Genomic DNA, 23648 nt, shown 5'->3' with positions numbered 1-23648 from the left:
CGGTAGGTGCGGGGCCAGGCACCCGACGGCATTTGACACCCGTCGATCACGTTGTCAATCGTCTATCATGTTTACCGGTTGCCCCGCGTCGTTCTAGTCGTAGTTGGCACGCCAGTTGCGTTTTCATCCGCGCGAACTCGTTTTGAGAGATTGTTTGTCCGGCACGCCCATGAAGAACCGAGGTGAAAAGAACTGGTTCGATATCCTCCATCGATGCTTGGTCGTCTTTCTGCGATTGACGATCACAGTTGGCATTGTTTTGGAGTTGATTCAATCCCTCTGGATGAACGCAGCCGTTGCAGCCGGAATTCTGCTCTTGACCTTTGTGCCGACGCAATTCGCCAACCGGATCAAGGTGAAGATTCCACCCGAATTCGAAGTGATCACCGTCGCGTTTATCTTCGCCTCGCTGTTTCTCGGCGAAACACGTCAGTATTACAGCAGATTCTGGTGGTGGGACATCGCGTTGCATACGACCTCCGGCGTGCTGTTGGGGGTCCTCGGTCTGTTGCTGGTGTACGTGCTCAACGAAACGCCCCGTGTTGAACTGCATATGCGGCCCGGGTTCGTGGCTTTCTTTGCGTTCTGTTTCGCTCTTGCCACAGGCGCGGTTTGGGAAATGTTCGAATTTGGGATGGACCGATTCTTCGGAATGAACATGCAGAAGCCGATGCTCGGTGATCCGTCTGGCCTGACGGACACCATGATCGACTTGATCGTCGACGCCGTGGGTGCATTGGTCGTCACCATCGCCGGCTATCTGTACATGAAGCGTGGAAATGATTCGATCATCGACCGCGGAATCCGGCGATTTATCGACCGTAATCCCCGTTTGTTCTCTGCGTCTTCGTGATCCGTTCCCTCCAACAGGACTGACAATTGTCGAGACACGCCGGTGGGCTTGCTAAACTATTTGCGATCCAATCGTTGTCGCACCGACGCCGCGAATTCACAGGAATTGATGATCGAAATGACCACTCTCAAGTCCAACTGGCCAGCATGGTCCCTTCTGTCAAGCGTTCTCATCGGTGCGTTGTTCGCAACGGCCGGGCAATCGGAGGAGCCGGCGAGTGCCGTGCAAGACGGCTATCCGCCGGGTGAATTGGGGAAGATCGTTCGGCTGGGCGAAGACATCGTTCGAAGAACGTCCGAACATCCGCTCTCGAAACCCTACGTCGGCAATACGTTGAACTGCACGTCGTGCCATCTCGATGCGGGGCGACACGAAAAGGCGGCGAGTTTTCTCGGCACAGCCGCCGCTTATCCCGCCTGGTCACCCCGTGAGCAACGCGTCATCACGCTGGAAGACCGAGTGCTGAATTGCTTCATGCGCAGCCAAAACGGAATCCGACCGCCAAACGGAAGCCGAGTGTCCGTCGCCATCGCGGCTTACATTACATGGTTGTCGCAGGGCAGCGTGCTGAAAATGAATGCCGCCAATCCACTCGGTCCCCACCATACGCCACCGTTGAATCTGGATGGGCTGAAGGCAAACGTGCAGCGCGGCGCGATGCTCTACGCCGACCGCTGTGCCGACTGTCACGGCGAGAATGGGCAAGGCAACGAGGAAGGCCCCCCGGTGTGGGGCGACGAATCATACAACGACGGTGCCGGATTGAGCCGCGTCGCGAAGCTGGCGTCCTGGTTGAAAGTCGCGATGCCGCTCGATGACGCGACATTAACCACGCAGGAATCGCTGGACCTTGCCGCGTTCATCAACAGCCACCCGCGTCCCAAGTTTGTGCTTTCGGAGCATCGTCCCCCAGACGATAAGCTCGACGACAAGCTCGACGACAAGCTCGACGACTAGTGTTCTCTCCAAAGCCAGTTTCGTCAGCGAGTCTGAAATCGGAGGAAATGGATCGAGGGACGGATGTCTAAGGAATTGATTGGTGACGTTCCGGAAAACGATCCGGCAGTTGCAGAGCGTCGTTATCGATCCAGGTGCAGATCCAAGAAGCGTTGTTGCGATTCCTCGGTACCGATCACGAACATCTCTGCATTTGCGGGGAGCGTCGTGTTGGGATCCGGATTGACTTGCAATCCGTCGTTGCCGTCAATGGCGATGACGCTACAGCCGGTTCGTTGTCGCACGGCGCCTTCAATAAGCGTTTTGCCGGCAAGCGACGGGGGCACCCGCACTTTGAAAACGTCCAGCCCTTCGGCGAGCAACAACACGTCGCTGCGACGGAGGAGATTGAAGAGCACGTTGGCTCCCATCGATGCCTCGGAGATCACGAAATCGGCACCGGCGCGGTGCAAGGTGTGGACATTGCGTTCGAGCGTCGCGCGACTGATGATCTGGACATCCGCGCGTAACCGCCGACAATACAGCGTCAGGTAAACATTCAACGCGTCGTCGTGGGTCGTAATCACCACCGCAGACGTTTCCATGATGCCGGCTTGCTTGAGGATCTCAAGGTCGGCCGCATCGCCTACGATCAGTCGGTCATCGAATTTTCGTTTCTCGTTTTTTTCCACGATCCGAAAATCGATCCCTTGTTGATCGAGGCCACGAGCGGTCGCGGACCCGACACGGCCGAACCCGAGAATCACGACCGGCACGTTGCTCAAGTGATAAATACAGAACAGGCTATCGTATTCTTCGAGTTGAGCGCGTGTTCCGGCCAGAACCAAAACGGTATTCTCTGTGATCAACGTGTCGGGACCCGCGTTTTGATAGCGGCCTCGTTCCCAAACACCGGACACGCTGATATTGACGTGATCGCGGAGGCGTATTTCGCGAAGCGTTCTGCCGACCAACGGCGTTCGCGCCGCGCTGGCCTCGGCGATCAACAAATCATCGAACTGCCCAATGACGTGCGATTTCGCATCCCGCCCGATCACGCGTCTGGCCAGCGACCGGCCCATCATTTCAGCGAGCTGCAGCACCCGTGTGCAACCGGCAAGCTCCAGAATATCAACCGAAGCAACGTTGGCGGCGGTGGCGACGATCGGGACTGTCTCGGAGACTTCACGTGCCGTGAAAGCGACATTCGTATTGATGACGTCGGTGCCGATGGTGGCCACAAGTGCGGCCGATTCAGTGCGCAACAGCCGATAGGTCTCTGGATCGTCCAATTCACCCACGACGACTTTCAAGTCCTGGTCATGAAGTCGCAACGCCTCGGTGACTTCCGAAACAAGGATCACGTACGGGTATTTGAACTGCGTCAGCTTCTTGATCAAGGCAGCCTCGACCGGGCCGTAGTGCGTCACGATCACGTGACCCTCGGTATTGGCGGGCAGTTCGCGCGGTGCCCGAGCGGCCTCCTGAGCCTGCATCCACGGCGCGTAGAAGAATTGAATGAACGTGAAGGGCAGCAGGATCAGCATAAACAAAGTTCCGCTCATCAAAACCAGCATCGAGAACAGCCGGCCCAGATCGGTGTGAAACGTAATGTCGCCGAATCCCAGCGTCGACATCACCGTCAGTGTCCAGTAGATGCCGGTGATCCAGCTGTAACGCCGACCCTCCCACGCCATCAGGTGATGGAAGACCACGCTGTAGACGGAGATCATGATGAGCATCGTAACCGCGAACTGCGTCAGCACCCGCAAGTTGCGGCGGCTTGCGCGGTTGCGCATAAAATGCAGATACAGTGTCGTGAACGATTTCATTGCATTTCCGATGTCGTAATCAGCATTCTAGACGCGCGCCCGAACGCCGTGACATCGATACCGCGTAGCGAAGGCAAAAACAGGTCAGGGGGCGGCTCTTCGACGGTGATGACCAGTGGAAGAGCTGACCGGAGTCTACCGGCAAATGAATCCAATCGCTTGGGCTCTCGCCGCGACCGAACCGAGAATCCGGACAGCTGCAGGTCGTGATTCTGCCAGATTCATTTTGCCGTGCTTAGAGCGCACCGAGCAGATCGGCAGACAAATCGTGCAGCGAGGGAAGCTGTCGATCGGCGATGACAAAGTGTTTTTGATCGGCGGCGGCCGCTTCGGGAATGACAATGGTTTTCATCTGAGCTGCTTTGGCGGCCAGTAGCCCGATGAACGAGTCCTCCAAGGCGAGACACCGGAAAGGCTGGACACCCAGCGCATCGCAGGCGTTGAGGTAGACTTCCGGATGAGGCTTTGAGTACCGCAACTCCGCACCCGACACGATCGCTTGGAAAACGCCATGCAGATCGAGCGCGTCGATCGTCGCCTGAATCAACGTCATCGGTGACGATGACGCGAGTGCGAGTTTCAATCCTGCCTGTTGGCAAACGCCAATGGCCTGGTTCAATCCGGGCATCGCGGGCTTGTGCGTTTGCACCAGTTCGATCACCCGGTCGACGATTCGGCTGCAAACGTCTTCGCGACTGACCGATTCCCAAGGCGTCTGTTCATAGCACCGTTGGACAATCTCGTCGACCCGCATTCCCGTCGTGTCGATCGTGTCCTGTCGGGTGATGGCGACGCCGATCTGGGCAAAGATCTCAAGTTGGGCTTCTTGCCAAAAAGGCTGCGAGTCGATCATCAACCCGTCCATGTCAAACACTGCTGCTTCGATCATCATGCGTTGTAATCTCGCGGCCACCATTACCCCGTCCTCTCAAACAGAATTCACCACCGCGACCGTTCCACGATCAACACCGTCTTCGACGCGACGATGCGCGTCGGCGTCCTGGTTGATCGAAAAAGAGAAAAGGTCGACACATCGGCGACATTGATGGATCAACAATCTGCCTACGCCCAGGCAAGCAGGTTGGGTAGGAAGGCGATTGGAGAAGCAACCGCCATTGAAAAAGGATACGTCGCCTGTTCCACGCATTGAACGTGGCAGCGGACAAACTTCAAGTCAACTTCACTTTACCAGGAATGGCGTGAGCGGGCTCGGGGAGTTCGCCGTTCCAATCCAAGTGTGCCGGGAAAAGGTCGAGCGTCGATTCTTTGCTCATGAAATCCCAAGTGACTTTTTGTCCGGTGTAGGCGGCCATCCGCCCCATCACAGCGGTCAGCGAACTTTCGGCGGTCTGCCTGAATTCGACAATCGGCTCGCCGGATCGGATGGAATCGACCAGGTCTTTGTGTTCTTGTTTGTAGGCGTCGGCAATGCTTCCCTTCATCGACCACAGCTCTTTTCCGTCGCGGTCGGTGATGCGTGATCCACCACTGCCCGCATCGATCGTGGCAATGCCTTTGCTGCCGTAGATCACGTTGCCGTTGTCGCCCTGAGTCCCAGGGATTTGGCGACAGGTAAACGACAGCGTGCGGTTGCCAGGGTAGGTGTAATCGATCGACATGCTGTCCCACATCTCGCTGCCTTCGGGCCGAGTGAACCGGCCGCCGCAGCCGTACGCGGTTTCGGGAGCAGACCCCATCACCCAGTTCATTGCGTCGATGTTGTGGACCGCTTGTTCGCAGATTTGATCTCCGGCCAGCCAGTTGAAGTGCATCCAGTTGTAGATTTGGTACTGCGTGTCGGTCATGCCGTCCTTGCGGTTCTTGAACCAAATTCCGTTGGAGCAGTACCGACTGGTGGCGCTGATGATGTCGCCGATCAACCCTTCGCGGATTTGTTCGACGGCTCCCATGTAGTTGACTTGTCTGCGGTACTGCGTGCCGGTCACGATCGCGGTTCCGTTCTTGACGGCTTCGTCGTGGGTTGCCAGGCAGGTTTGATAGCCTGCGGCGTCGACGCAGGATGGTTTTTCACAGAAGACGTGTTTGCCCGCTTTGACCGCTTCACTTGCGTGCAGGGGATGGAACCCGGGCGGCGATGCGATGAGCACCAGGTCGACATCGGGGTCCGACAGTACCTGTTTGTAGGCATCGAGTCCGATGTGGATTCGTTCCGGTTTGACATCGACTTTGTCGCCGTGTCGTCGAGACATGGCGGCCAGTGTTCGTTCGCAATGATCGCGGTCTATATCAGCCAGCGCGATCAGCTGTACGTTTTCGTTGATGGTCAATGAATCGTTGATCGCCCCGGTACCGCGTCCTCCCGAACCGATCAGTGCGATCTTGACGACTCGCTTGGGATCACGACTTTCGCCATCGGATGCGTGCAGGCCTTTCGTCGTGGTGTTCGTTATGATTGCCGCCGACAAGGCACTCCCGCTCAGTAAAGCGGTACGGCGATTCGGCGTCGATGAACTCGGATTGGATTGGTGCATATTCATTTTTGTCCAAGGTATGGAACGTGGGATCCGAAAGGGTTAGTGGTCACTCAACGAACGCAGCGGAAAGCGTTCTGCCAAAAGGTCTTCACGGGGATGCCCATGCCCGCGATGCTGCACAAAGGCCTCGGCGGCTTCGGTTCCGAACTGGCGGCCTCGATCGGCGCAATAATCGCGCATCATCGACAGGTACTCGTCAATGCCGTTGTGTGCCTTCAACCATTCGCGTTGACTCGCGTGACAGGCCAACATTTCGGTCTTGCGGTCAAGCTGTTCAGTGATGTCCACGCAGACCGTCGGCTCGATCGGATTGCCCATCCGATCCACACCGCCATGTCCGTCGCAGTAGTACAGGTACGGAACGGTAGAGCCTTTCTTCAATGGAACCGCCGATGCGTTCGGCGCCGCGTAGACGAAACTCGCTGCCCGTCCAAGCTGGCCGGTGACCTCATGGTCGGCGTGGTAGTCGGACAACGGCATCGTGATCACAAGCGTCGGCGCGATCTGACGAAACAGATCGATCGTTTGCTGCAACGAATCGCGGTCATAAACAACTCGACCGTCGGGTTGTCCCAGGCAATGAAAGCTCAGCCCCACGGACTCGGCGGCACGAGTCCCTTCGGCGATCCGTATTTTTGCAATTTCTTCGGGCGATCCCTCCAGTGCCCCGCAATCACCGGCCGTGGTGGTGGCGATGTGAACGTCCCAGCCGGATTCAGCAAGTCGGATCAAGGTGCCGGCACAAGTGATTTCGGCATCGTCGGGATGCGCCATCAGTGCTAACGCAACTCTGCGATCCGGTTGGTCGTTGGTAGGGGGCACGAAGCGAGCCTCGTTGGGAACGGGTTGTTTCAGTGGTTCAATGATCCATTTTTTGCCAACGGTTTCCTCCTCTCCATTCGCATGATCTGATACAATTTGTGCGCATGGATGTTTTTTATTTTCGTTTGTAGGCGCATCTTTGCACGAATGCGTACTTTCTGTGCGCATCCCAAACGCATGCCAGAGTGTTCCCATGAAGCCCTCCTACGAAAAACTGGTCCCGTCGTCGGGCGAATCGTTTCGGTGCTTCGACCGATCTGCGCTGCGTTCGCCGGTGAAGTGGCACCGCCATCCCGAAGTCGAGCTGACCTACATCGCCAAAGGCTCGGGTTCTCGGATCGTCGGCGACCACATTGGCAGCTACGGCGATCACGACCTGGTACTCAGTGGTTCGCAGCTTCCTCACACTTGGGCGTCGGACGAGTATCGTGGCCAGCCCTATGATCGACACGCGGCGATTGTGCTCCAGTTTCATCCGGATTTTCTTGGACCCGATTTCTTTTCCTGCGTCGAAATGGAAGTGATTGCGAGGCTTCTGGAGCGAGCCAAGCGAGGGCTTTGGTTTCCTGACGACGTCGCCGTCGAAGTGGGTCGCCGCATGGAAGCACTGATCACTGCGGTGGGACCTTCGCGATTGATCGGACTGCTATCGATCCTGGACCGGTTGTCTCGCTGCAACGCGGCCAAGACGCTGGCGAGTGAGCACTACCGATACCTTGCTGTCGGCGTTGCAAACGATGCCATGGAAACACGCATCCAGACGATTTGTGATCACATCGCCGGCAATCTTTCCGATCCTGATCTCAGCCATCATGAATTAGCGGACTTGGCTGACATGAATCCGTCCGCGTTCAGCCGCTTTTTCAAGCAGTCAACTGGCCGCACGGTCTCTGCCTACATCAACGAGTTGCGCATCGGGCTCGCCTGTCGACTGCTCTGCGACAGCAACGCTGCCGTTGTTTCGATTTGCCATCAGGCCGGATTTTCCAATCTGTCCAACTTCAACCGCCGGTTCCGGCAGCTTCGACAGATGACGCCGCGAGAATACCGAACCCGGTTCCGCACCTCGATTTGATGGGCCCGACTTCGCTTCGCCATCACGGTGCATTGCCGACATGGATGGGCGACGTTCATTGCGACTGATTGGTATTTCCAATGGATTACAAGGTCGACTAACTTGCCGGGTATGTGATGGTTCAACCGAATACGGAATGTTGGAGTCAAGGTCGATGGATAAGATTCGCCGAAAGGAGTTGATTTCGACGTACCGTGACGGCTTGCTCGACGACACGCTGCCGTTTTGGATAAAGCACTGTGTCGATCGAGAGCATGGCGGTTTCATGATGTCGCTTGATCGTGACGGCACCGTCATCGACACCGACAAGGGCGTTTGGCAGCAGGGACGCTTCACTTGGCTGCTGGGGGAACTTTACAACAACGTCGAGCAACGGCCGGAATGGCTCGAACTGGCCAAGCACGGTGCACAGTTTCTCGACGATCATTGCTTTGATCCCCGTGACGGTCGGATGTGGTTTCATGTCACCCGCGATGGCAAACCGATTCGTAAGCGACGCTACGCATTCTCAGAAAGTTTTGCCGCGATCGCGTTCGGGGAATTGGCCAAAGCGACTGGCGACCAACGATATGCCGAAAAGGCGAAACGGACGTTTCAACGTTTCATTGACCACAACCTGGATCCACAGGGCATCGATCCCAAATTCACCGACACACGTCCCCTGCGTGGACTCGGATTTCCGATGATCACGATCGCGACCGCCCAAGAGCTACGTGAGTCGATCGACTTACCCGAGGCCAACGAGTGGATCGACCGCAGTGTCAATGACATTCGGCGATTCCATCTCAAAGAGGACATTCAGTGTGTGATGGAGACGGTCGGCCCCAACGGCGAGATCATCGACCATTTCGACGGCCGCACGCTGAATCCGGGGCACGCGATCGAAGGCGCCTGGTTCATCATGCTGGAAGGCAAGCGACGGGGGGATGGCGAACTGATTCGCACCGGCTGTCAGATGCTGGACTGGATGTGGCAGCGGGGCTGGGACCCGCAGACCGGCGGCATACTCTACTTCGTCGACGTGAATGGCCTGCCGGTTCAGGAATACTGGCACGACATGAAATTTTGGTGGCCTCAGAACGAAGCGATCATCGCCACGCTGTTTGCCTCTCTGCTTACGTCCGACCCCAAGTACGAGCGCTGGCATCGGATGATTCACGACTGGACCTACTCGCACTTCCCCGACGCGGATCACGGCGAATGGTTCGGCTATCTGCACCGTGACGGTTCCATCAGCTCGACCTTGAAAGGCAACCTCTGGAAAGGCCCCTTCCATCTGCCCCGGATGCAGTTCGTTTGTTGGCAACTGCTTGCCGAATTCTCACGATTGCAGTGATTGCTGCGGGCCAACGACGAGGAGATCAAGCGAGTGTGGTGGCGTGGATGTCGCGTGCCACTGGGTTAGTCCCGGCCATGATTAATCGCTGGGGGCAGCGTCGTCGAAATCGACTGACCCTTTTGGCTCCAGTACTGAAGGAAATCTGCGACCGTGACGCCGAATGGTGATTCGGGCGCGACACCATGTGGCTCGGCTCCTGCGGCATGCTCTTGGATCGAATAGCCAAAGTAATGACTGATCCAACCGTCGACGTGATCTTTACCGCCCTCGATGAAGCGATCCATGTCATCGATTGAGCAACTCAGCGGGAACGTCTCTTCAATGACGAGCGGCTTGCCGATGTCGTACACCGCCAGCGCGGCGATGTCCTGATCGAATTTGTCCTTGCCGGGGTAGGCGTGAATGCTCACGAAGTCAAAGTGCTTGGCGATTTCGGGGGAGTAGAAGAACGGCTTGGCATTGGGCCAGACCATCGCCCAGGGGATCACACCGACGGTGATGGGCGTCTGTGCATCCTGTTCTCGAATCGCTGCTGTCAACATCGTGACCCACGCTTCGGCGATTTCGCTGCGCGTTCGCGTGCGGCCTGTCGATTTGGTCGATCTTTTGAATTCAATGCGATCACGCCAGCCCGACGCGTCAGCGAGGGGCGCCGCGTGGCCCCTTGCTGACGCGTGTGGGCTTGCATCGACAGGCCGCGTGCCTGGTTCCAGTGAAATCCGCTGCACAAAGTAGAGACCGTCGATTTCGCCGCCGACCCAACGTGGTTCGCCCTCCTTGGGCGTCCCGCCAACGATCGGTTCGTTCATCAGGTCGTAGCAAAAGACGGCGGGATGGCCACTGCATGTTTTGGCAATCCTCTTCCACCAACGTGCCTGAACAGCCCACCGCTCCGACTCGTCCAGCGCGTCGTACCAGGCGGGAATGCGGTTCAAGCGGTAACAGCTCAGCCCGGTGACGTCGAGGTACAAACCGACTTGGCTGGCGAGGTCGAGCATCTGCTTCAGCCGGTCGAGTTGTGCCTGGTCGAACTGATCCGGCCCTGTCATGTAGGTGCCAAACTGCAGATGAATGCGAACGACGTTGGCGCCGAGATTTCGCATGCCGCGAAAGTCTCGTTCGACGCGTTCCCAATCGCTGTCCCACGACTCCTCGACCAGCTTGCCGTATTCGCCGAGATAGTTGAAACCCCATGGAACGAAGGGCTTGCCCGAGTCTCCCAGTACGAACGAATGACCGTCATCGGAGATCCGCACCTTCAGCATCTGTGGGGGACGCTCCTGGCCGACGGCGGAACGCTCAGGTCCAAGCACGGGGCCAAACACGCCAGCAACGAATATTGCCCCGAGGATCGCAGCCGAGCAGGCAATGCGACGAACTGCGTTGGGATGACGTTTTGTTTTCATCGGTTGCCACTGTCCCGTGTGATTGTGTCGGTGAAGTTGATGATAGCGTACTGCTCACGGTGGCTGGTTTTCGACATCCTCCAACGCTCTCGTTCGGATGACGTGGTACGGCATTTGGCATGCGAACCCGAAATTACGTCACGTGCCGATAGCACGCGAATCAAGATTTCGCGATGGATCTTTCCAAAACGGATCGGCTAATCCGGAAGGTTTGGTCCGAAATTTGCGTGCGGTGGGGCTGTGGATCGGATACGAAGGTACAAACCTCAAAAGGTACAAACGTTACGTTGCGACACCAATGTTCGACACTCCAGTGACTCGCCCGATCGCTCGACGAACCGAACTCTGGTGGCCGGGGACGACGGGCGGTGTCGCGTTCCTGCTGTCCGGATTAGGCTTTGCGTCGTCGTCCGAAGCCGGCATCGTGGTGAGGGGATGGACCATCGGTGCAGCTTCGTTTCTCTGTAGAATCGTGCTCATGAGCCACTCCGTGCATTTGAAGAACATCGACACGAAAGCCCGACCACTGGAAACGCCAGCGAAGTCGCCCCACGAGGCGAACTGATGCTCTTGTGGTTGTTGGCCATTCTGATTGCTGCTGCTGTCGCGCCGACGGTGCACCGGGGCGTTGGTTCATTGGGCAGAGGTTCATTGGGCGGATGGGTTCTGGCCGTCGTCCCGGCGGGCGTGTTCATCGCGCTGCTGACACTGTGGCCGTCGGTTGTGAACCAACAGGATGTGTCGGTTTTTGTGGATTGGGTTCCGGCACTTAACCTTGCCGTGTCGCTGCGGTTGGACGGTCTGAGTCTGCTGTTCGGCCTGATGGTCACCGGGATTGGTGCGCTGATCCTGGTGTATGCGGGAGCCTATTTGAAAGGCGACGATCGTCTGGGGCACTTGTGGATGCTGTTGCTGTTGTTCATGGCCGCCATGCTGGGGCTGGTTCTGGCCGACAACCTACTGACGCTGTTCATCTTCTGGGAACTGACCAGCATCACGTCGTACCTGCTGATCGGTTTCAATAGCGACCGTCCCGAATCGCGAGCATCCGCATTGCAGGCGCTGCTGGTCACGGGCGGTGGTGGATTGGTGCTGCTTCCCGGTTTGATCTTATTGGGTTTGGCAGGCAACTCCTTTGAGATCTCGATGCTGCTGACCAGTGCCGAGCCAATCCGTGAGCACTCGTTCTATCTGCCGATGCTGGTTCTGATTCTGGTCGGAGCGTTCACGAAGTCGGCTCAGTTTCCGTTTCATTTCTGGCTGCCGAATGCGATGGCAGCTCCAACGCCGATCAGCGCCTACTTGCATTCGGCAACGATGGTCAAGGCGGGTGTCTATCTGATCGCGCGGTTGCATCCGATTTTGGGCGGCACGGCGGAATGGTTTTGGATGATTGCTTCGGTCGGCGCGATCACGATGGTGCTCGGAGCGGTGCTGGCGCTACGGGCAACTGACCTGAAGCAAATCCTGGCCTATGCCACCATCAGCGTGCTGGGAACGCTGACCCTGTTGCTGGGCATCGGAACAGAAGCCACTTTGGTTGCCGCCTTGGCGGTTCTGGTGGCTCATGCGTTTTACAAAGGCGGCTTGTTCATGGTGGCCGGTGCGATCGATCACTCCGTGCATCAGCGCGATGTTCGTGAACTCGGCGGACTCAGGATAGCAATGCCTGCCACGTTCGCTGCGGCCGGTTTGGCGGGATGTTCAATGGCGGGCGTCTTGCCGACGTTCGGCTTTATTGCCAAGGAAACGTGGTACGAATCGGTCGGCCATATTGCCGGCAACGGGTTTCTGGCTGCGTCGATCTTGTCCAACATAGGATTGGTCGCGGCCGTGGGGTTCGTTTGTGTCAAACCGTTTTTCGGAGGGCGAACCGAAAGCACCCAGCATGCGCACGAGGGTGGTCCGGCGATGTGGGGGCCACCGGTCGTGCTTGGGATCGCTGGATTGGCGTTGGGGTTGTTGCCGACACGCATCAGCGAACTGTTGGCCACCGGAAGTGGTGCCATCGCGGGGCGAACGGTGTCCGTGCATTTAGCGCTGTGGCACGGAGTCAACGTGACGCTGCTGTTGTCGTTGCTGACGTTGGCGGGAGGGATCACGCTGTACTGGATCCTGCGTCGAGGGCAATTGCATCGGCTGAAACCGTACTTCTACTTTTTCGAGGGTGTCATTCAGTACGGGCCATCGCGGGTCTATCATTGGCTTCTGCGTACCGTCAATCAGTTCGCACGCGGTCAAACAGCGCTGCTGCAGAACGGCTACTTGCGATTCTACTTGTTCACGATGGTCGGCCTCACCGTTGCCAGTGTGTGGATGGCGTTGGGGGACGAATTGCGATCGCATCTGGAACCGATGCCACTGGATGTTCGCGGCCATGAAGTCTTGTTGGCCTGCCTGATTCTGGCCGCAGCGGTCGTGGCGGTTCGGGCGAAGACCTGGTTGCTCGCGGTCGGGGCACTTGGAGTCGTGGGTTACTGCGTCGCGGGGGTCTTTGTGTTGTTTGGTGCCCCGGATCTGGCGATGACTCAGTTCGTGATCGAAACGTTGACGGTGGTTCTGTTTGTGATGGCGTTTTCACGGTTGCCCGAATTTCGCCGTCTGTCAACTTCTGCCACGCGTGGCCGAGACGCCTTGATCGCCGTGGTGGCCGGCGCGACGATCACGGTGTTATTGCTGTTTGCCATGACCGTGCGTTCCAATCATCCCATCTCGGATTATTACCTCGCGCACAGCGTCTCCGAAGCACATGGTCGCAATGTGGTGAACGTGATTTTGGTGGACTTTCGAGCGCTCGATACACTCGGCGAAATCACCGTGCTGGCGATTGCGGCGATCGGTGTCTATTCGCTGTTGACACTGCGGCCGCCCAAACAGGCTGACGGAGAGGACGATGCTGCGGAAGGGACCGAAGAGTGCTCGAGGAAAGACGCTGCTGGGACGCAGTTGGACAGCACAGCCGGTCGCGCCGTTGACGCGGAGGGAGTTTGAACGATGGATTCCGTCATTCTGAAGACCGCCATTCGATTCCTGTTGCCGCTGCTGTTGTTGGCGTCCGTGTTTCTGTTTCTTCGCGGTCACAACGAACCGGGAGGCGGTTTCGTGGGCGGTCTGTTGGCCAGCGGTGCCATTGCGCTTTATGCAATGACACACAGTGCGGCTGCCGCACGGCAGGTCGTTCGGGTGCCGCCTCGCTTTCTGATTGGTGCGGGGCTGCTGTTTGCATTGGTCAGTGGAGTGGCACCGTTGTTCTTTGGCCGACCGTTTCTGACAGGGTTGTGGACCACGATCACGACCGAGGGGCTGGGGAAATTGCACATCGGAACGCCGCTGTTGTTCGACCTCGGCGTTTATTGCGTGGTAACGGGAGTCACGCTCGTCTTCGTTTTTTCACTCCTTGAAGAATAACCGGCATGGACATTCTCTTAGCGATCACCGTGGGCGGACTGTATGCGGCAGGCATTTACATGATGCTGCGCCGAAATGTGGTCAAGCTGCTGATCGGGCTCGGCCTGCTCAGCCACGCCGCCAACCTGCTGCTCTTCACAGCGGGTGGACTGGTTCGTGGTCGTGTCCCGGTGATTCCAGACGGGGAAACGCGGCCGCTGGTGATCGTCGCCGATCCGTTGCCCCAAGCCCTGATCCTGACTGCCATTGTGATCAGTTTCGCGGTGCTGGCGTTCGCTCTCGTGCTGATCTACCGCACCTACCAAACGCTGGGGACTGAAGATTTAGACGAACTGAAGGCGACCGACACATGAATGCTCAGGCTGTCGTGATTCTGCCGATCGCTTTGCCCCTGGCCACGATGGTGATGCTGCTGCTGTCGTTAAAATCCATCCCTGCGCAAAAAGTCATCGGCGTGGTCGGCTCGACGGGGCTGCTGCTGTCCGCCGCCACGCTGGCGTGGTTGGTGGACCGTGATGGGATTCTTGTGTTGCAAGCGGGGAACTGGCCGGCGCCGTTCGGTATCACGCTGGTTGCTGATCGGTTGAGTTCGATCATGGTGTTGTTGGCAGGCCTGATGGTTTTCGCAGTGTCGGTGTATTCGCTCGCATCGGTCAATGACAGACGCGTGAGTTTTGGATTTCATCCGCTGATTCAGCTGTTGCTGATGGGCGTTTGCGGCGCGTTTCTGACCGGCGATTTGTTCAATCTGTATGTGTGGTTTGAAGTCATGCTGATCGCTTCGTTCGTGCTGCTAACGCTCGGTGGCGAGCGAAGGCAGCTGGAAGGGGCGATCAAGTACGTCACGTTGAACCTGATTTCATCTGCCGTGTTTCTGGCGGCCATCGGGGTGATCTACGCTGCGACCGGAACGCTGAACATGGCAGACCTTGCTCTGAAACTTCGTAGCTTTCCTGACGAAGGCACCGTGTCCGTGCTGTCGATGCTGTTTCTCATCGCGTTCGGAACCAAGGCCGCTGTGTTCCCGCTGTTCTTCTGGCTGCCTGCGTCTTACCACACTCCGCCGGTCGCCGTGTCCGCGATCTTCGCCGGATTGCTGACGAAGGTCGGCGTGTATTCGCTGATTCGAGCGTTCACGCTGCTCTTTGTGACGGATCTGGAATTCACGCACAACCTGCTGCTGCTGATCGCCGGACTGACGATGGTGACGGGCGTGTTGGGAGCGATGGCGCAGAACGAAGTCCGTCGCATCCTGTCGTTTCATATCGTCAGCCAGATCGGCTACATGGTGATGGGGCTGGCATTGTTCACGCCGCTGGCACTGGCCGGTACCGTGTTCTACATCATTCACCACATCGTTGTGAAAACAAATCTGTTTCTGATTGGTGGGATTGTTGAGCAGCGGTTTAGAACTGGACGTCTGGATCGGATCGGTGGGCTCTATCGTTCGGCCCCGGTGCTGGCAACCGTGTTCTTTCTGTCTGCGATGTCGCTGGCCGGAATTCCGCCCCTGTCGGGCTTCTTCGCCAAACTGACGTTGATCCGAGGCGGGTTGGAAGCGGAACGTTACGCCATCGTTGTGGCTGCGCTGGTGGTGAGTCTGTTGACGTTGTTTTCGATGACAAAGATTTGGACCGAGGCGTTTTGGAAACCGGTGCCGGGGGATGCGATGACGAATGTGAATTTCCCAAGACGTTCGAGAGCAGGTCGAGCTTGCCTTTACGGACCGGCGATTCTGCTGGCGTCGGTCACTGTAGGGATCGGCGTCATGGCGGGTCCGGTGATGAATGCTTCGATGGCGACCGCCGAACAACTACTCGATCAAAACGCTTACATCCAAGCCGTGTTACCGGACGGTCCGACCGGTCAGGTGCCTGCCGTCTCTCGCGAAAGGACAAGTCCATGAAGCACTTCTTTTTCAATGTCTTTCTGGCGTTGGTCTGGGCACTGGCCAGCGGGCGGATCTCTCTGCTCAGCCTGACGATCGGGTTCGTCCTGGGGTACGGTGTCTTGTGGTTTGCACAACCGTTGATGGAGCCGTCTCGATACTTCCAGAAACTGCCAATCGCCATTCGGTTCTTGGGTTTCTTCATCTGGCAATTGCTGCTTTCCAATCTCCGCGTGGCCTATGACGTCATCACACCTCATTTGTACATGCGGCCGGGGATTGTTGCGGTGCCGCTGGACGCGACGACCGATCGGGAAATCACCTTGCTGGCGAATCTGATCACGCTGACACCGGGGACGCTGAGTCTTGATTTGTCCGAGGATCGCCGCACGCTGTATGTGCATGCGATGTTTGTGGATAGCCCCGACAGTGTCCGGGACAGCATCAAGAACGGTTTCGAACGACGTTTATTGGAGTTGATCCGATGATGCTGAACTGGTCTGCAAATCCTGGTGCCGCGGCCTCCTCGGTATTGGCATCGGCGGCAGGGGTGAACCTCACCGCTCAAATTTCGCTGGTGGTGCTGGTGATCGCTCTCGGCCTTTCGTTTCTGCGTCTGGTGCTAGGGCCATCGCTTCCCGATCGCGTCGTTGCACTTGATCTGGTCGCGTCGCTGCTGGTCGGGCTGATTGCCGTCAGTGCGGTGGAAACCGGTGACGTGATTTTTCTGCGGGTGGCGATGGTGGTGGCGTTGTTCAACTTTGTCGGGACGATCGGTTTTTGTTGGTATCTGCAACGAGGGACAGGGCAATGAACGACGTGGTGACGATCGTGTTGCTGATCACCGGCACCGCCTTTGCTTTGCTGGCGTCGGTTGCGGTGGTGCGAATGCCAGACCTGTACACACGCATGCACGGTGCGACCAAGAGTGCCACTCTGGGCGTCGGGTGCACGATTCTTGCCGCCGCTGTTCAATTCGCAGACATGGAAACGACGACCGTCGCCATTCTCGTCATCGGATTCATCTTCTTGACGACGCCGGTGGCCGCCCACATGATCGGACGCGCCGCCCACCAGCAAAACGTTCCGAAATGGAGCGGCACGGTTGTCGATGAATCACCGCTCGCGGATTCGGCAAACGAGGACCACGAAATGCGTTAGGGACCGCCTTCAAATAAGCGACCGTTTTAGCGGAACGGCGCGAGCGGCCTGTCGATTTAGTTCCTGGGGACGGTTGATTCGATTTTGGTTCCGGACGAGGCTTTTATGGTGCTATGCGGGGCATCCAGAGTCGTTGGTAAGCGTGTTGACGGGATCGTGGCGTTCGCTTGTGGCGGATTTCGTTCGAAATGCCCCCTATCTCCCCTAGTTTGCTGTTCCGAGCGATTGTGTCGCCGCGGCGGCGCGCAGCTTCGCCAAGTAACTCATGATTTTCTTCAGATTGAATCCGGTCGCCGCCCAGCGCCATTCTTGATTCACACCTGCGATACCTCGAAGCAGGAATCGCCGCATATCAAGCGTGCTCTTGATCACGGCGAAAGGCGTTTCACCGAAATGCTGACGACGAGAGTAAGCCTCTTTGGCTGCAGGCGTTTCCATTCGCGCACGCTGCCGACGTCGCGCTCCTTCATGCTCATCATGCATCGTCTCGCGACCACGTGGCGGGCCAGGCTTGCGACCACGTCGCTTGCCCGCTCGCTTGTCCGACGAGGTCGCTTCGCTGGACTCCTGGGACGATGCCTCGCTGCTGCTTGCCTCGTCTTTTGGCTTCACGTTCTTGCGACAACGCCCAGCCAGCGTGCAGCCCTCGCATTCAAAACAGGTGTAAACCTTTCGCTGCACCGGAGAGCCGTCGCCATGCGTCGTGTTCTCGGTCGTCCGATGTGAAAGCACTTTGCCTGCCGGGCAGTAATAGCAGTCGTTCGCTTCGTCGTACACAAACGCTGCTTTGTCAAATCGTTTGGTTTGTGGATTAACCGGCAACTGATCAATCTGATCGGCGGCAACGGGCTCAGTCAAATCCGAACGCTCGGCAGGGTTGTTCTCGCGATTGGTTTCGGCAAGCGGGCCAATCAGTTCGATCTGTTTTTCCTCAGCCGCAGTGAGGTTTTTGCCCGTCGTGTAAGCCGAGTCAGCCATGACTCGCTTAATGTCAATTCCAAAGTCGTTGGCCACACAGTCGACGATGGTGGCAAATTCGTGGTGTTCGACGTTGCCGATCAAGACGTCCGCCGCAACGATCAGGCCGCTCTGCGTTTCGGTCGTCGCCATCGGAGTAAAGTTGGCTGCGTAACCACCCTCCTTATTGGGAAGAATGCGACTGTCCGTGTCAGTCTTGGGTAACTGGGCGGGGCCCTTCGTCCCATTTTTCCTGCGGACTTCGTCCATCGCATTGACCGTCTCCAGATGAGCGGCCAGTTGTGAGCGGCGTGACTTCAAGTTGGCGACGGCGGCGGGGAGGCGGTCCGCCGAAACGTCCTGGCCGATGAGATCTTCGTCGCATGCGTCGTTGACTTCGAAGGTTTCCAGGGCCTCATCAATTTGCGCGTCAAGTTCTTCGAGTGCTTTGGCTAATCGTTTGGCCGTCCAAGTCTTGTATTTGTTGGCGTCAGCCAGGATGCGTGTGCCGTCGATGCACAGTTCCGAGAGATTGGCGATCCCCAGGTTGATCGCCAGCTTGACCATTTGTTTGAAGATGCCTTTGACTGCATCACTATTGTTTCGGCGGAAGTCGCTGATCGTGCTGTGATCGATGCGGCGACCGCTGCTAAGCCAGATAAAATCGATCGAATGCTTGAGTTCGTATTCAATGTTCCGGCTGGATCGGATTCGCCGAATCATGGCAAACAGCAGGATCTTTGCCATTACGCTGGGATGGATCGGCGGCTGACCGAATCCGCCGTTGTAGGCCGCCTCCCAATCAGTCCAGTCCATCTGATCGAGAATCTCGTCGACCAAGCGAACGGGATGATCCTGAGGGATGAGTTCCTCCAGGGCGGTGGGAATGAGGACCAGTTGCCCGCGTGGTGTAGGAGCTTCCTGCCAATAGCTGGTCTTGGGTTGTCTCTGGCTCACTGGGCAAGCCTCCCTGCGTGAGAAGTGAATCGCGACGACGATCCGCCAAGAATAGCAAACATCGTGACGATGCCTACTAAGCCACCTCCCCTCGTTTTGTGGATACACTAAACCGACAGGCCGCGAGCGGCCTGTTGATTTAAGCCCGCATGCGTTAGCAAGGCCACGCGGCGCCCCTCGCTCACGCGTCGGGCTAACGTCATCGCGTTGATTTCGGCACATCGACTAAACCGACAGCCCGCGAGCCGTCCGGTTTGTCCTTGAAAGACCGGAGGGCTTGCGCCCTGCCGCTGAAACCTGGCAAAACACATGAAAACAATGCTTCACAGCGTTGCCGACGCGGGTAGCACGCGATCATCTGTCGTTTCGTTCAATTCTGACACGCGCCCGATGCGGGGCGGTGGAACGGTTGGTTGTTTGGCGACCGTGTTTCAGTATAGTCTGATTCATCCATTCGATTTCGCGTGTTGGCACGACCAGCGAGCGGATTTCCGGCCAACGCGATCAACAGCGTCATGCAGAAAACTCTACGCGACTACTTGCAACGTATTCTCAACGCCCGTGTTTATGATGTGGCGGTGGAGTCGCCGCTCGAGCGTGCCGCAAAACTGTCCGCGCGGCTGTCCAACCACGTCTGGCTGAAACGAGAGGACACGCAGCCTGTGTTCAGTTTCAAGCTGCGCGGCGCCTACAACAAAATGGCACGCCTGTCGTCCGAGGAGCTAGAACGAGGCGTCGTGTGTGCCTCCGCAGGCAACCACGCACAAGGCGTCGCGTTCAGCGCCCGGCGACTCGGGTGCCGCACTGTGATCGTGATGCCTGTCACGACACCGAAGCTGAAATCGGATGCGGTGAGAGCACTCGGCGGCAACGTGGTGCTGTACGGAGAGAGCTATTCTGATGCCCATGACCACGCACTCGAATTGGCCGAGAGTCAGCAATTGGTGTTCGTTCATCCGTTCGACGATCCCGACGTGATCGCCGGGCAGGGAACGATCGGGATGGAGATTTTGCGTCAGCATCAACATCCGATCCACTCGGTGTTTGTTGCCATCGGGGGTGGCGGACTGATTTCGGGTGTCGCGGCGTACATCAAAGCCGTTCGGCCCGAAATCAACGTCGTCGGCGTTCAAATGGAGGACTCCGATGCGATGATTCGCTCGGTTCGCGAGGGCAAGCGAATCAAGCTGGACGACGTCGGACTGTTTTCCGACGGCACCGCGGTGAAGCACGTCGGTGAAGAAACGTTTCGGCTGACCCGAGAGTTGGTCGATGACTTTGTCACCGTCGATAGCGATTCGGTCTGTGCGGCGATCAAGGACGCGTTTGAGGATACACGCAGCATCTTGGAGCCCGCCGGGGCGATGGGAATTGCCGGCATGAAAAAGTACGTCGCTCAGCATCAATTGACCGACGAAACGGTTGTCGCCATCACCTGTGGTGCAAACATGAACTTTGATCGTTTGCGGTTCGTCGCCGAGCGAGCGGAGGTCGGTGAAGAACGGGAAGCTCTGTTTGTCGTCACGATCCCGGAAGAACGCGGCAGCTTCAAACGACTGTGCGAAGTGATCGGACATCGCAGCGTGACGGAATTCAGTTACCGCATGGACAATGCAGAACAAGCTCACGTGCTGGTGGGGCTGGCAACCACCGACCGGAAAGAAGCCGAAGCGATCCGCTCGGATCTCACCGACCAAGGATTCGCATCCATCAATTTGGTCGACGATGAACTTGCCAAGCAGCACGTCCGTTATATGGTCGGCGGGCGGAGTCACCACAGCGAAGACGAGCAGTTGTACCGATTCGAATTCCCTGAGCGCCCCGGTGCGCTGATGCGATTTCTGTCCCACATGCACCCCAATTGGAATATCAGCCTTTTTCACTATCGCAATCAAGGCGCTGATTACGGCCGCATTCTGGTCGGCATCCAGGTTCCCAAGAACGACCGCGATGCGTTCAAAGACTTCATCAGCAACCTCGGTTACCGCTGCGCCGAAGAAACCCAGAATCCGGTCTATCGTTTGTTCCTGCGTTGACGGTCCGCTTCAAGCAGGCGTACGGACCAGACCGCCTGCCGCCGCTTTGTCACCGCGCCGACACGCGGTCAAGGCGATCAAGTCGTAGCCGGTGGCAGGTGGTTGATCGGCACCCTCAAGCACGACGTGACCGGGACCGCCCCTGCATTGTGTCGTGGCTCGCCATCACTAAAATCGACGGACGTCTAGCCCTCTCACTCACAGGACTGAAATTTTGTTAGCTGGCCGCCAGACACACAAGCGACTCCGATGCATTTAAATCGAATATTGGGCACGATTGCTGCAATCTGGGGAGCCGGTGGTGCCATCGCGATCTTGGCGTACGCGGTGGTCCGAATGGTTGGGCATACGAGAGACGCATTCATGACCCCATGGAGTCTTTGGCACTATTTGGTGCTGGTCTCGTGGGCCGTGTTCATGGCATACAGCGAAGGTTATCGGGGTTTTCAACGGGGCTATTCACCGCGTGTCGCGGCCCGCGCCTTGTATTTGCGCCGGCGTTCGACCCTGTCGCGGTTGCTGCTGGCACCGTTGTTCTGCATGGGTTTCTTTCACGCACCACGCAAACGCAGGATCACGGTCTTCGTGCTGTTGATTCTGATTGCGTCAATCGTTGTCTGCTTTCAGTTTATTCCACAGCCCTGGCGAGGCATTTTGGATTTCGGTGTCATTATCGGGCTCAGTTGGGGCATCATCACCACTTTGCTATTCTTGGCCAAGTTTTGGATGTTGCCCGAAGTGCCGTTTGATGCCGAGGTTGTTGAACCCAGTGGACCGTAAATAGAAATTCCAGCAGAGGGCGTCCATTGAGCACATCCATCGCAGCAGGGTTTTCAGTCGCTGGACATTCACGGAACCAGCGGAGAAGAATTTGTCCACGAATAGCACGAATGAGTTTCTCACGGCGCGACTGGCGTCGGTCGGCGGGATTGAAAGCGAAACGCGCATACCTCCGTTGTTGCACCCACCAAGAAAGCGTCCATTTTGTTGTGACGCGTGCGTGGGCAAGGTAGGATGTGGGCTGCGCGACTGAAGTGCCTCTGCAAAGCGGTGTGCTGAAGACGTGCTGCCTCCCACCTTCGCCAGGTAATCCCCTCCCCATCCAACCCACCTCGGAAAATGGCCATGCCCTCCTTTCCCACCCGCCGCTCGTTCCTGAAGTCAGCTGCCGCAGGTAGCACAGCAATCGGCTTGAACGCCCTTCACTATTCGCGTGTCTACGGTGCGAACCGACGACTGGGGATCGCCAGTGTCGGAACCGGCGGCAAGGGCTGGAGCGACTTGAACGGTGTGGCCGCTAGTCCTGATGTCGACGTCATCGCGCTGTGCGACATCGACAGCTCCGCCAAGCATCTTGGCCAAGCGGCACAGAAGTACCGATCCGCACGACAATACGACGACTGGCGAAAGCTTCTTGATGATTCAAGTGACATCCACGGTGTGCTGGTGTCGACACCCGATTTCATGCATGCGCCGATTTCGTTGGCCGCCATGCACCTCGGAAAACACGTATTCTGCCAGAAACCTCTGACGCACACCGTCCACGAAGCGAGGCAGATGCGAAAGGCCGCCGCGAAGTTCAACGTCACGACGCAAATGTGCAATCAGATTCAATCCCATTCCGCGTATCGCACGGCGGTGCACATGGTGCACACGGGTATGATCGGAAAGGTCAAGGAAGTCCATTCGTGGCAAGGAGGGCAACCGTCCTGGCCCAGGAACATCCCCAGACCAAAGGGCAGCGATCCCGTACCCGAGCATGTCCGCTGGGACCTTTGGCAGGGTGTTGCATCAGAGCGTCCCTTCAAGCTTGAAATGTATCACCCGTTCAATTGGCGTGGTTGGCAAGCTTACGGGACCGGACAACTCGGCGATTTCGGATGCCACATTTTGGATCCCGTTTTCAAATCGCTCAAGCTGACGTCACCCACCAAGCTCACGGTGGAGGCGCCGACACTGCTTGCAGAGTCATGGACCGATCGCGCGACGGTTTATTACGAGTTCCCAGGCACCGAGTATACGGCCGAACCCACGCTGCGCGTCACGTGGTACGACGCGGCGGGTGTGTTGCCGCCGCGAGAGAAGCTGGGGGATGTCCCCGCGAACTATCAGCTCCCCAAGGCAGGCTCGGTTCTTGTCGGCGAAAAAGGTTCGTTGGTCATTCCGCACGTGGCGATGCCCACGATTTTTCCCGAAGAGAAATTTCCTGCGAAGGAATTACCTGTCATCGATGGAGTCGACCACTACACGCAGTGGGCCGATGCCTGCATGGGCAACGGGAAAACGACCTCCCACTTCGACTACGCCGGACCGCTGACCGAGACCGTGTTGTTGGGAACCATCGGCATTCGATTCCCGGGGCAAGAGCTTGCGTGGGATGCCGACGCTCTCACGATCACCAACCATGCTCAGGCGCAAGAGTGGGTCACCAAGCCTTATCGAAAAGGCTGGGAACCAACCTGGATCTAGTGCTCCCTCAACTC

General features: G+C 57.5%; 21 protein-coding genes. 15 read left to right on the top strand and 6 right to left on the bottom strand.

Annotation, left to right across the window (positions count from 1 at the left end; translation table 11 throughout):
• Positions 1–169 precede the first annotated feature (169 nt).
• Positions 170–853, top strand: coding sequence for a DUF2238 domain-containing protein (locus tag TBK1r_RS25005; protein ID WP_145217063.1), 684 nt, complete (start codon positions 170–172; stop codon positions 851–853).
• 117 nt (positions 854–970) lie between these two features.
• Positions 971–1810, top strand: coding sequence for a c-type cytochrome (locus tag TBK1r_RS25000; RefSeq protein WP_145217060.1), 840 nt, complete (start codon positions 971–973; stop codon positions 1808–1810).
• 122 nt (positions 1811–1932) lie between these two features.
• Here the strand turns inward: TBK1r_RS25000 and TBK1r_RS24995 are convergent, their stop codons facing one another.
• From TBK1r_RS24995 to TBK1r_RS24980, 4 genes are all read right to left on the bottom strand, one after another.
• Positions 1933–3621, bottom strand: coding sequence for a potassium channel family protein (locus TBK1r_RS24995; RefSeq protein ID WP_145217056.1), 1689 nt, complete (start codon positions 3619–3621; stop codon positions 1933–1935).
• Between the two features lie 235 nt (positions 3622–3856).
• Complete coding sequence (gene hxpB, locus TBK1r_RS24990) at positions 3857–4513, bottom strand: hexitol phosphatase HxpB (protein WP_473772456.1); 657 nt, start codon at positions 4511–4513, stop codon at positions 3857–3859.
• Between the two features lie 277 nt (positions 4514–4790).
• A complete protein-coding gene (locus TBK1r_RS24985; RefSeq protein WP_145217053.1) occupies positions 4791–6119 on the bottom strand; it encodes a Gfo/Idh/MocA family protein in 1329 nt (442 codons plus the stop codon).
• Positions 6120–6155: 36 nt separating this feature from the next.
• Positions 6156–6938, bottom strand: a complete 783-nt coding sequence (locus TBK1r_RS24980) for a PIG-L deacetylase family protein (protein ID WP_419580371.1) — start codon at positions 6936–6938, stop codon at positions 6156–6158.
• A gap of 193 nt (positions 6939–7131) precedes the next feature.
• Between TBK1r_RS24980 and TBK1r_RS24975 the strand changes: the two genes are divergently transcribed.
• Together TBK1r_RS24975 and TBK1r_RS24970 are read left to right on the top strand one after the other, a co-directional pair.
• The gene (locus tag TBK1r_RS24975; protein ID WP_145217050.1) at positions 7132–8013 is read left to right on the top strand and encodes an AraC family transcriptional regulator; all 882 of its coding nucleotides are present in this window, start codon (positions 7132–7134) and stop codon (positions 8011–8013) included.
• A 154-nt stretch (positions 8014–8167) separates the two neighbouring features.
• Positions 8168–9349, top strand: a complete 1182-nt coding sequence (locus TBK1r_RS24970; protein ID WP_145217047.1) for an AGE family epimerase/isomerase — start codon at positions 8168–8170, stop codon at positions 9347–9349.
• A gap of 65 nt (positions 9350–9414) precedes the next feature.
• Here TBK1r_RS24970 and TBK1r_RS24965 read toward each other — a convergent pair whose 3' ends face one another.
• Positions 9415–10758 (bottom strand): cellulase family glycosylhydrolase, encoded by a 1344-nt coding sequence (locus tag TBK1r_RS24965; RefSeq protein ID WP_145217044.1) that lies wholly within the window; start codon positions 10756–10758, stop codon positions 9415–9417.
• A gap of 298 nt (positions 10759–11056) precedes the next feature.
• Between TBK1r_RS24965 and TBK1r_RS39100 the strand changes: the two genes are divergently transcribed.
• Genes TBK1r_RS39100 through mnhG form a run of 8 tightly spaced genes read left to right on the top strand, consistent with a single transcriptional unit; the run spans position 11057 to position 17215 of the window.
• Positions 11057–11323 carry a hypothetical protein gene (locus TBK1r_RS39100; RefSeq protein WP_419580370.1) on the top strand — a complete coding sequence of 89 codons (267 nt, stop codon included), beginning with the start codon at positions 11057–11059 and terminating at the stop codon, positions 11321–11323.
• The gene (locus TBK1r_RS24960) at positions 11323–13749 is read left to right on the top strand and encodes a putative monovalent cation/H+ antiporter subunit A (protein WP_145217041.1); all 2427 of its coding nucleotides are present in this window, start codon (positions 11323–11325) and stop codon (positions 13747–13749) included. Before TBK1r_RS39100 ends, TBK1r_RS24960 begins: the two co-directional genes overlap by 1 nt.
• 3 nt (positions 13750–13752) lie before the next feature.
• Positions 13753–14166, top strand: a complete 414-nt coding sequence (locus TBK1r_RS24955; protein WP_145217039.1) for a Na+/H+ antiporter subunit B — start codon at positions 13753–13755, stop codon at positions 14164–14166.
• 5 nt (positions 14167–14171) lie between these two features.
• Positions 14172–14519 (top strand): Na+/H+ antiporter subunit C, encoded by a 348-nt coding sequence (locus tag TBK1r_RS24950; protein WP_145217036.1) that lies wholly within the window; start codon positions 14172–14174, stop codon positions 14517–14519.
• On the top strand, positions 14516–16072 hold the full coding sequence (locus TBK1r_RS24945) for a Na+/H+ antiporter subunit D (protein ID WP_145217033.1): 1557 nt from the start codon (positions 14516–14518) through the stop codon (positions 16070–16072). The genes TBK1r_RS24950 and TBK1r_RS24945 overlap by 4 nt, the downstream gene beginning before the upstream one ends.
• Complete coding sequence (locus tag TBK1r_RS24940; protein WP_145217030.1) at positions 16069–16542, top strand: Na+/H+ antiporter subunit E; 474 nt, start codon at positions 16069–16071, stop codon at positions 16540–16542. The genes TBK1r_RS24945 and TBK1r_RS24940 overlap by 4 nt, the downstream gene beginning before the upstream one ends.
• Complete coding sequence (locus TBK1r_RS24935; protein WP_419580369.1) at positions 16539–16868, top strand: MrpF/PhaF family protein; 330 nt, start codon at positions 16539–16541, stop codon at positions 16866–16868. The genes TBK1r_RS24940 and TBK1r_RS24935 overlap by 4 nt, the downstream gene beginning before the upstream one ends.
• Complete coding sequence (gene mnhG, locus TBK1r_RS24930; protein ID WP_145217027.1) at positions 16865–17215, top strand: monovalent cation/H(+) antiporter subunit G; 351 nt, start codon at positions 16865–16867, stop codon at positions 17213–17215. Before TBK1r_RS24935 ends, mnhG begins: the two co-directional genes overlap by 4 nt.
• A 204-nt stretch (positions 17216–17419) precedes the next feature.
• On the opposite strand, the gene TBK1r_RS24925 is transcribed toward mnhG, so the two are convergent.
• Positions 17420–19129, bottom strand: coding sequence for an IS1182 family transposase (locus tag TBK1r_RS24925; RefSeq protein ID WP_419580133.1), 1710 nt, complete (start codon positions 19127–19129; stop codon positions 17420–17422).
• Positions 19130–19596: 467 nt separating this feature from the next.
• Here TBK1r_RS24925 and ilvA point away from each other — a divergent pair, with 467 nt between their 5' ends.
• From ilvA to TBK1r_RS24910, 3 genes are all read left to right on the top strand, one after another.
• A complete protein-coding gene (ilvA, locus tag TBK1r_RS24920) occupies positions 19597–21165 on the top strand; it encodes a threonine ammonia-lyase, biosynthetic (RefSeq protein ID WP_473772455.1) in 1569 nt (522 codons plus the stop codon).
• 363 nt (positions 21166–21528) lie between these two features.
• Positions 21529–21945 carry a hypothetical protein gene (locus TBK1r_RS24915; RefSeq protein ID WP_145217021.1) on the top strand — a complete coding sequence of 139 codons (417 nt, stop codon included), beginning with the start codon at positions 21529–21531 and terminating at the stop codon, positions 21943–21945.
• A 339-nt stretch (positions 21946–22284) separates the two neighbouring features.
• Positions 22285–23634, top strand: coding sequence for a Gfo/Idh/MocA family protein (locus TBK1r_RS24910; RefSeq protein ID WP_419580368.1), 1350 nt, complete (start codon positions 22285–22287; stop codon positions 23632–23634).
• Positions 23635–23648 lie beyond the last annotated feature (14 nt).

It is taken from the genome of Stieleria magnilauensis, assembly GCA_007753675.1.
Taxonomy (GTDB): Bacteria; Planctomycetota; Planctomycetia; order Pirellulales; family Pirellulaceae; genus Stieleria; species Stieleria magnilauensis.
This window is presented reverse-complemented; position numbering and strand designations above follow the sequence as displayed.